Consider the following 8691-nt stretch of genomic DNA (forward strand, 5'->3'; position numbering starts at 1 on the left):
GGGTATAAGAGACAGGTAGGGGAGGGGGCGGGCGTCTGCTCGCCTGTCTGCCTTGCTACCGGCAGCGCGTTCCGAGGGCCTGGAGCAGTCCGCCCTGTTGCTCCAGGAACGCGCGGAACTCCGCCTCGGGGATGCGCATGCGGGCCAGCACGTCGCGGAGAATCTCCTCCACGGTGCCGTCCTTGCGCCGCTTCAATTCAAGCGCCGTCTTCAGCAGCACCACGCCGTAGAGCGGGTCTGCTTCCATGGGAGGCTGCTCGTCCGGTGCCTTGGGCGCGGCGCTCTGGCGGGCCTCTTCGAGCCGCACCACCGTCTTCGCCCGCTGCCTTCCACTCATGACTGAAGGGCACCCCGCGCACACACCATGGAATCGGTGCGGACCGTAGGGGATGCCCCCCACAGCGTCAAGCGAGCCCTGGGGGTTCCCGTCACCACCCGGGTCGTGGAAAATTGCCGATCCATGCGGCCATGTTGTGTTATCCGCGCCCCCACGCGAGGCCCCGCGTCCTCGTCAGAGGCGGGCATGGGCCGCACCGCGCATTCCGGGTCGGGAGGCCTCGGCGGATGGACTACCGGTACATCGTGGTCGAGGGGCCCATTGGCGTCGGAAAGACGAGCCTCTCCAACATCCTCTCGGAGCGGCTGAGCGCGCGGCGCGTGCTCGAAGTGGTGGAGGAGAACCCCTTCCTCTCCAACTTCTACACGGACCGGCAGAAGTTCGGCTTCCAGACGCAGATCTTCTTCCTCCTGTCGCGCTTCCGGCAGCAGCAGGAGCTGTTCCAGCAGGACCTCTTCCGCTCCGTCACGGTCAGCGACTACCTGTTCGCCAAGGACCGCATCTTCGCCCACCTCAACCTGGACGCTCACGAGCTGGCCCTCTACGAGCGCGTCTTCGAGGCGCTCGGGCCCCGCGTCACCAAGCCCGACGTCGTCGTCTACCTCCAGGCCCGCCTCGACGTGCTGCTCCAGCGCATCAAGAAGCGGGGCCGCGAGTTCGAACGCAAGTTCGACTCCACCTACCTGGAGGGCCTGGTCCACGCGTACAACAACTTCTTCTTCCACTACACGGAGACTCCGCTCCTCGTGGTGGACACCTCGGATATCGATTTCGTGAATAACGAGGCGGACCGGGAAGACTTGCTCGCGGCCATCCGGAAGGCGAAGCCGGGGACGCAGCATTACGTGCCCAGGGCCTCCCGGCGGCCCTGATTTCGGGCTCCTGTCGGGTTGGCCGCTGATGAAGTCCCACGGGCGCCCGGGCGGCGTTAGAGTGCGGGGGCCGACTTCGCGGCCTCCGGCGATCCCCAGTGGGGACGGCGAGGGGCAGCGAGGCGGCTTGAGCCGTATCCACCCTCACCCATCAGGAGGTGAACCGTGAAGGACAAGGTCACCATCCATTCGCTGAAGCGCTTCAAGCAGATCGGCCAGAAGATCTGCATGGTCACCGCTTATGACGCCACGTTCGCCCACATCCTGGACCAATCGGGTGCGGACGTATTGCTCGTCGGTGACTCGCTGGGCATGGTCATTCAAGGCCATGACTCCACGCTGCCCGTGACGATGGACCAGATGGTCTACCACTCGGCGGCCGTCACCCGGGGCGCGAAGCGGGCGCACGTGGTGGGAGACATGCCCTTCTTGAGCTACCAGGTCTCCGCCCACGAAGCGGTCCGCAACGCGGGCCGGCTGGTGACGGAAGGCGGCGTGGGCAGCGTGAAGCTGGAGGGTGGCGCCGAGTTCGCCGACACCGTCCGCGCCATCGTCCGCGCCAGCATCCCCGTCATGGGACACCTGGGCCTGACGCCTCAGTCGGTCCACAAGATGGGCGGCTATGTCGTCCAGGGCCGCGACGAGGAGCAGGCGCGCAAGATTCTCGACGATGCGCTCGCCCTGGAGGCCGCTGGCGCCTACGCGCTGGTGCTGGAGGGCGTGCCGCTGGAGCTGGCGCGCACGATTACGCAGAGCCTGTCCATCCCCACCATCGGCATCGGCGCGGGACGTTATTGCGACGGACAGGTGCTCGTCTGTTACGACCTCTTGGGAATGAACCCGGACTTCAAGCCCAAGTTCGTCAAGCGCTACGCCAACCTGCACGGCTCCATCACCGAGGCCACCGGCGCGTTCTTCACCGAGGTCCGCCAGGGCGCGTTCCCGGACGAGGACCACTCGTTCAAGGCGACCAAGAGCATCCGCCTCGTGGCCCCCGCGGCCGTGGGCACGGGCTTGCTCCCGGAGGGCGAAGTCGCCGCTCCCGCCGAGGGTGAGGAGAAGGTCGGCCCCGTCTACGGGATTCCGGTCTAGCCATGGCGCCCGCCGTCCTACGCACCGTGGCCGAAGTGAAGACGTGGGCGGCGGGGCTGCGCCGTGAGGGGCGCCGGCTCGCGCTGGTGCCCACCATGGGCTTCTTGCACGAAGGGCACCTCTCGCTCATCCGCGAGGGGCGCCGTCGCGCCGACGTGGTGGCCGTCTCCATCTTCGTCAATCCCACCCAGTTCGGTCCCCGCGAGGACCTCTCGCGCTACCCGCGCGACTTCGAAGGCGACCTGGCCAAGTGTGGCGAAGCGGGCGCCGACGTCGTCTTCGCGCCGGTGCCCGAGGTCATGTATCCGCCCGGCTATGAGACCTACGTCGAGGTGACGGAGGTGAGCCAGGGCCTGTGTGGCGCCCGTCGTCCGGGACACTTCCGGGGCGTAGCCACCATCGTCACCCAGTTGCTGTCCCTCTTCCGACCCGACGCGGCACTGTTCGGGGAGAAGGACTATCAGCAGCTCCAGGTCATCCGGGCGCTCAACCGGGACCTGCACCTGGGCGCGGACATCGTCGGGATGCCGACGGTTCGCGAGACTGACGGGCTGGCGATGAGCAGCCGAAATGCCTACCTGTCCTCCGAGGAGAGGCAGCGAGCGCTGTCCCTGTCGCGAGGACTCCGGGCCGCGTTGACGCTGCTGCAGGGCGGCACGCGGGAGGCCCAGGCGCTGACGGGGGCCGTCCGGCACGAATTGACCTCCGCCGGGCTGCGGGAGGACTACGTGGAGCTGGTGGACGCCGAGCGCCTCACGCCGCTCACCTCGGTGGTCCCGGGGCAGGCCGCTCGCCTGCTCGTGGCGGCCTTCAGCGGCAATACACGCCTCATCGACAACATGGCGCTTGGCGGTTAGGAGACCCAGGACACGTATGGCATCGGGTGGAAAGTCGAAGGGGCCGGCTGGCGGCGAGCAGGGAATCAAGGTCGTGGCCGAGAACCGGCGTGCGCGCTTCGACTACACCGTGGACGAAAAGGTGGAAGCGGGTCTGGAGCTGACGGGAAGCGAGGTGAAGTCGCTGCGACAAGGGGAGGCCAACCTCTCGGACGCGTACGCCCTCCCCAAGGGCAGCGAGCTTTTCTTGCTCAATGCGCACATCGGTTCCTACAAGTCCGCCAGCGTGTTCGACCATTTTCCCACGCGCGGCCGGAAGCTGCTGATGCACCGGGCCGAGATTGACCGTTGGACCACCAAGGTGCGGGAGCGTGGTTATTCCATCATCCCGCTTGTGCTGTATTTCAAGCAGGGGCGCGCCAAGGTGGAGCTGGGGCTCTGTCGAGGCAAGACACACGAAGACAGGCGCCACGACATCAAGGAACGGGAGACGAAGCGGGAGATGGACCGGGCCGTGCGCCGCCGTTGAGCGCGACCGCATTTCTTACCGCCGTACCACCGGATGGAAGACACGAAGGATTTGGACAAGAAGGAGCGGCTGCTCGCCTCGCTGGACCAGGGGATGGTGATGATCCACCTGGACGCGCGAAGGCCGGGCGTGCTCGTTCCCGCATCACTCCGGGGAGAGGCCCATCTGCGCCTCAACCTGTCGTACCGCTTCGACCCACCGGACCTCACGGTGACCGAGTGGGGAGTGCGCTGCACGCTGAGCTTCTCGGGTTCGCGCTTCACGGTGGCGGTGCCCTGGTCGGCGCTGTTCGCCATCGCCAGCCACGTGACGAAGGAGTCGTGGATGTTCATGGAGGACATGCCGCCGGAGCTGCTGCAGCAGTCCGCCGTGGCGCGTCCTCCGCCGCAGCCGCTCCCGGTGCCCGTACCGGTGGCCGCCGAGCGTCCGCGCACCTTCCTGCGCGAAGTGCCCACCGAGCCGCCCGTCGACGAGGTGGTGGCGTCACCGCCTTCGTCGGAAGTCCCGCCGCCGCCCGAAGGGCCGAAGGATGACTCGCCTCCGCCGCGTCGGGGGCATCTGCGTCTGGTGAAGTGACGAAGCGCGAGGGCCACGAGTCCGTGGCCTCGTGCGTGTCGCGTGCGTGAGCACGGAGCAACGCGCGAGGACCTCTGGGGGCACGCGGGTCAGCGCTTTAGCTTCACTTCGAGCTGCGCCGCCTCGGCTCCCGGGAAGGTGCCCTTCCACGTGCGGTAGCCCTTGAGGCGCACCTGCACGGAGACAGGGCCCGCCGGATACACGTTGTCGAGCGCCAGCGGAGTCGTCCCCACGGGCTTGTCGTCCACGAGCACCGTCGCGCCCGACGGCTCGCTCATGAGCATGAGCACGGGCGCGGCCATGGGCCGATTCACGCTGGCCATCAGTCGCCCGGAGACCTGGTTGCGTTGAGGCCAGAGCCACACACTGCCGCCCACCGCCGCCGCGACACCCAGGAGCGCGATGATGCGTCGACCCCAGCGTCTCGGGACAGCAGAGGCGGGAATCGCATCGAAGGTGCTCTCGGGACGCGGAGCGCGCTCCTCCAGCTCCAGGGCCTCGGTACCAGCGCTGGTCACGCTCGGTGCGGAGGGCCTGCGCGCCGTGCTTTCGATGCTGTCGGCGATGGACTGGGTGGCGGACGCCGCCTCCATCGGCGGGGGGCGACGCGCGGCGACAGCGGGGGCACTGCCCTGCGGACCCGGTGGTGTCACCCCGAAGAGCCGCGTCTTCGGTGCGTGGGGCGTCCCGGAGGACGTCGAGGCACCGCTCCCGACGGGCGCGTCCTGGAACGAGGAGTCGTCCTCGAAAGAAGGAAACGCACCCGCCGCGAGGAACGGAGACGCATTCTCGTCCGACGCCGCGAAGGCCCCCGGGGCCGGAGGCGCGAGCCGCGCGGCGCAGACGGAGCAGGGCGCGCGAGGCGCGGACAGTGGCGAGCCACAGCGGACGCAGCGGTGGATGAGCCGTCCACTCGAACTCATCTCGACGCCCGCGAGCTCCGAGGGCTCGTCCATGTCTGGGGAGAAGGAGGCCGCCGAAGCGGGTGCCGGCGTGCCACGACCTTGCGACGTCGGGCCGCTCGCCGTCTCACCCTGTTCCTTCAGCGTGGGCGGCAGGGGAAGCGTCGTCAGGAACGCGGTGAGGGCATGCGCGCTCGCGGGTTCACCCGACTGGGCGAGCCACCGCGCCAGCACCTCGGCGACCGCTTCCGGCGAGGCGAAGCGAGCCTCGGGTGCGCGGGCCAGCATGCGCTGAACCACGGCGGCGAGGGGCGCGGGCACTTCTGGCGGCAGCGGCGAGACATCGCGTGAGGTGATGGCCACGGCGAGAGAGCCGGGCTGTATCGTGGATGCGAAGGGATGCGCGCCGGTGAGCAGTTCGTGGAAGACGATGCCCAGGGAGAACTGGTCGCTCAGCGCGGTGGCGGGAGCGCCCTGGAGGACCTCGGGGGCGCTGTAGGCTTCCTTGCCCTTGAAGAGTCCCGGCGCGGTGAAGGACGCACCGCTCAACAGCGCGATGCCGAAGTCCGTCACCTTCACCTCGCCCTCGCGGGACACGAGGATGTTGGACGGAGACACATCCCGGTGGGCCACGAGCAGCGGACGTCCCTCGTGGAGCTTGCGGTAGGCGTGGTGGAGGCCCGCGAGCGCCTGGAGCGTGATGAACGCGGCCAGGTGCGGAGGAAAAGGCTGACGCTGCTTCGCGGCCAGGCGCAGCAACACGCCCAAGTCCCAACCGTCCACCAGCTCCATCACCAGGAAGAGGCCCGAGGGACTCTCGCCCACGTCGAACACGGTGGCGATGTTCTGGTGCTGGAGCTGCGTGGCCAGCCGGGCCTCGGCCAGGAACATCCGTGCGATGTCGGGCTCCTGGGCCAGGTGCGGGAGGATGCGTTTGATTGCAACGGTGCGCTCGAAGCCCTCCGCGGCCCGGGCCACGCCGAGGAACAACTCCGCCATGCCTCCGGAGGCCAGGGGCCTGACGAGCCGATAGCGTTCGTTCATGGCGGGCTCTCCGGGGCGGCCGCCCTCAGGCGGTGGGGGACTGGGTGATGTCGCGCAGCAGCTTCCAGGGATAGATGCCGGTGGTGTGGCCGTCGCTGAAGGCGAAGGTCAGCGCGTAGTTGCCCACGGGGTGGACCTCCTTGACGCGCAGGTCCGCGGGCACCTTCGTCTGGTCCAGCGTGCGCTGATTCGTCCACTCGTCCACGCAGCCAGCGCAGGGGCAATGCTGGCGGAGCGCCTGGGCGGAGGCGCCCGTCTTCGCGCCGTCATCCCACGTCAGCTCCAGATGGGAGCCGTCGGCGGACAGGCGGGCGTCCGTCGCGGTGGCGGAGGGAGTCGAGGGCTTGATGCGGTCCCAGAAGCTCAACGTCGTACCTTTCGAAGTCGCAACAGCGATGCGCCCTCCCTAGCACCCTTCCGGGCGGCGGGCGCGCGCCTCACGAGGCCAGCTTGACGGGCAGCCGGTGGCCTTCCAGGCGCACGCCCTTCTTGGCAATCACCCGCCGCAAGGCCGCCACCACCTGCGGGTCCAGCTGCGCGCCGGTGAGGTTGTCGAGAATCTCCATCGCCTTCTCCAGCGGCATGGCCTTCTGGTACGGGCGCGTGGAGGTGCAGGCATCGAACGTGTCGGCGCACCCGACGATGCGGGCCAGCAGGGGGATGCCCTCGCCCTGGAGCTTGTCGGGATAGCCGGTGCCGTCCCACCGCTCGTGGTGATGGCGCACGCACGCGCGCACCGCGCCCAGGAAGCTCACCGGGCCGATGATGGCGTCGCCGATGGCCGGGTGCTCGCGCATGATGGCCATCTCCTGGTCCGTCAGCTTCGTCTGCTTGCAGAGGATGGACTCGACGATGCCAATCTTGCCGATGTCGTGGAGGATGCCGCCGTACTGGAGCTGGCGCAGCTCGCGCTCGGTGAGGTTCAGCTCGCGGCCAATCTCCACCGACAAGTCACCCACCCGCTGGCTGTGGCCGCGCGTGTACGCGTCCTTGGAGTCGATGGAGTTGGCCAGCGCGACGATGGTCTCCAGATAGCCCTTCTCCAGGCTCTCGTAGAGGCCGCGGTTCTCCATGTCGTACGCGAGCAACTGCTTGCTCATGTAGTTGAACGTCTGGGCCAGCTCGCCCACCTCGTTCTTCTGCGGAATCTTCACCTCCACGCCGAACTTCCCGCGCGCCAGCTCCAGGGCGCCGTCGGTGAAGACCTTGAGGGGGCGGGTGAGGTTGCGCGAGAAGAGGGCCGCCAGCACCAGCGCGACGAGGATGGCCGCGCCCAGGCCCATGAGGATGCGGCGCTCCATCGCCTCCACCTGTCGATAGGCGTGCACCACCGGCTGCTCGGAGACGATGGCCCAGCCTGTCTCGGGCAGCACCGTGTACGCGGCCACCACCGCGTCGCGGCCCTCGCCGAAGTTGCCGACGTGGAACAGCTCCGCGTCCGGAGTGCTGGCCAGCTGCCTCAGCAGGTGCGCCACCGGGCTGCGCTGGGAGACGTCCCCGCCCAGCGCCGCCACACCTCCTCCGCCGACGACGAGGTGCCCGCGGTTGTCGGACAGGTACGCGAAGCCGGTGCTGCCCACGCGCTCCTGCTCCAGCATCTGCCGCAGGCCCGCGAGCGACAGGTCAGCGGCGATGAAGCCCTTCACGGGCTCTCCCACGGGGAAGGCCAGCGTCAGCACCGGCCCACCGCTTCCCGTGGCCACCACGTCGGAGTAGCGCGGGCGCTCCATGCCTCCGTCGAGCAGTGCCCGGCCGCGCTCCTCGTGCGAGGCGAGCGCGGTGGGCGGCACGTCGTGACGCGAGAAGGCCTGGAGTCCGGGGAGGCGCTTGCCGTCCGGACCGAAGACGGTGATGGCCAGCACCTCGCGGCGCTGAGAGAGCACCGACGCCAGATGCGTCTGCTGCGCCTGCAGGGGCAGGGCGAAGAAGTTCGGCACGCGGGCCAGGCCCATGACGGCCTCGGTGGGCTCGCCGAGGAAGATTTCGGCCTTGAGCCGAAGCTGCTTCACCCGCTCCTGCGCCAGCTCCTGCGCGTCGCGCACCAGCAACTCGCGCGTGTGGGAGACGGACAGCCACCCCACCATCAGCGTGGGGACGATGCTGACGACGAGCATCAACAGGAGGATGGCTTTGAACAGACGCACGGGGCGGCTCCTCCAGGGCCTACTGCCACGGGCCCTTCTTGACGTTGATTGGGAGTCGCTCGGGGACGAGCTCGAACCGGCGGACCGCCGACGGCTCGGAACGACCCGCCCCGCCCACCGCGCGCACCGTCCACCAGTAACGTCCGGCGGCCAGCGCGGGCATCGTCACCTCGGGCGTCGTGGTCGTCTGCGTGACGACGGCCGCGCCTTCCGAATCCCGGGCGACCTCGACTTCATAACGCTCCACGCCGGGCACCGCCGCCCAGGTCAACTTCACTGGCCCCAGTTGCTTCTTCGCGTCCGCGCGTCGCTTCAGCACCGCGCCTTGTTTGGGCTGCTCGGGCTGGGGCACCGCCAGG

The 8691-nt window shown here is 68.8% G+C and carries 9 protein-coding genes and 1 pseudogene; 5 read left to right on the forward strand and 5 right to left on the reverse strand.

From position 1 onward, the window contains the following. Positions 1 to 55: 55 nt before the first annotated feature. Positions 56 to 337, reverse strand: coding sequence for a hypothetical protein (locus HUW62_RS43325; RefSeq protein WP_163867378.1), 282 nt, complete (start codon positions 335 to 337; stop codon positions 56 to 58). 227 nt (positions 338 to 564) lie between these two features. Between HUW62_RS43325 and HUW62_RS43330 the strand changes: the two genes are divergently transcribed. The 5 genes from HUW62_RS43330 to HUW62_RS43350 all read left to right on the forward strand — a co-directional run bounded on the left by HUW62_RS43330 (position 565) and on the right by HUW62_RS43350 (position 4242). After that, complete coding sequence (locus HUW62_RS43330) at positions 565 to 1209, forward strand: deoxynucleoside kinase (RefSeq protein ID WP_163867379.1); 645 nt, start codon at positions 565 to 567, stop codon at positions 1207 to 1209. A gap of 165 nt (positions 1210 to 1374) precedes the next feature. Continuing rightward, entirely contained in the window at positions 1375 to 2301 is a 927-nt protein-coding gene (gene panB, locus HUW62_RS43335; RefSeq protein WP_176437779.1) for a 3-methyl-2-oxobutanoate hydroxymethyltransferase, read from the forward strand. Between the two features lie 2 nt (positions 2302 to 2303). Beyond that, positions 2304 to 3158: a pantoate--beta-alanine ligase gene (panC, locus tag HUW62_RS43340; protein ID WP_163867381.1), complete on the forward strand. Its 855-nt coding sequence runs from the start codon at positions 2304 to 2306 to the stop codon at positions 3156 to 3158. Positions 3159 to 3174: 16 nt separating this feature from the next. Then, on the forward strand, positions 3175 to 3666 hold the full coding sequence (smpB, locus tag HUW62_RS43345; RefSeq protein WP_163867382.1) for an SsrA-binding protein SmpB: 492 nt from the start codon (positions 3175 to 3177) through the stop codon (positions 3664 to 3666). A gap of 33 nt (positions 3667 to 3699) precedes the next feature. Next, positions 3700 to 4242, forward strand: coding sequence for a ClpXP protease specificity-enhancing factor SspB (locus tag HUW62_RS43350; RefSeq protein ID WP_163867383.1), 543 nt, complete (start codon positions 3700 to 3702; stop codon positions 4240 to 4242). Between the two features lie 89 nt (positions 4243 to 4331). Here the strand turns inward: HUW62_RS43350 and HUW62_RS43355 are convergent, their stop codons facing one another. From HUW62_RS43355 to HUW62_RS43370, 4 genes and pseudogenes are all read right to left on the reverse strand, one after another. Further along, entirely contained in the window at positions 4332 to 6188 is a 1857-nt protein-coding gene (locus tag HUW62_RS43355; protein ID WP_176437780.1) for a serine/threonine-protein kinase, read from the reverse strand. Between the two features lie 25 nt (positions 6189 to 6213). Then, entirely contained in the window at positions 6214 to 6555 is a 342-nt protein-coding gene (locus HUW62_RS43360) for a DUF971 domain-containing protein (protein ID WP_163867385.1), read from the reverse strand. A 70-nt stretch (positions 6556 to 6625) separates the two neighbouring features. Then, positions 6626 to 8332: an HD domain-containing phosphohydrolase gene (locus tag HUW62_RS43365; RefSeq protein ID WP_176437781.1), complete on the reverse strand. Its 1707-nt coding sequence runs from the start codon at positions 8330 to 8332 to the stop codon at positions 6626 to 6628. A gap of 19 nt (positions 8333 to 8351) precedes the next feature. Beyond that, positions 8352 to 8691 (reverse strand): annotated as a pseudogene (locus HUW62_RS43370) (peptidoglycan-binding protein LysM); the annotation flags it as partial.

Origin of the sequence: Myxococcus sp. AM011 (assembly GCF_013372595.1) — a bacterium.
In the GTDB taxonomy this organism is placed as follows: Bacteria; Myxococcota; Myxococcia; order Myxococcales; family Myxococcaceae; genus Myxococcus; species Myxococcus eversor.

Excerpts from the sequence above, each read along its gene's own strand:
- HUW62_RS43325 (WP_163867378.1), bottom strand. The coding sequence starts at position 337 with ATGAGTGGAAGGCAGCGGGCGAAGACGGTGGTGCGGCTCGAAGAGGCC.
- HUW62_RS43330 (WP_163867379.1), top strand. The coding sequence starts at position 565 with ATGGACTACCGGTACATCGTGGTCGAGGGGCCCATTGGCGTCGGAAAG.
- panC (WP_163867381.1), top strand. The coding sequence starts at position 2,304 with ATGGCGCCCGCCGTCCTACGCACCGTGGCCGAAGTGAAGACGTGGGCG.
- smpB (WP_163867382.1), top strand. The coding sequence starts at position 3,175 with ATGGCATCGGGTGGAAAGTCGAAGGGGCCGGCTGGCGGCGAGCAGGGA.
- HUW62_RS43350 (WP_163867383.1), top strand. The coding sequence starts at position 3,700 with ATGGAAGACACGAAGGATTTGGACAAGAAGGAGCGGCTGCTCGCCTCG.
- HUW62_RS43355 (WP_176437780.1), bottom strand. The coding sequence starts at position 6,188 with ATGAACGAACGCTATCGGCTCGTCAGGCCCCTGGCCTCCGGAGGCATG.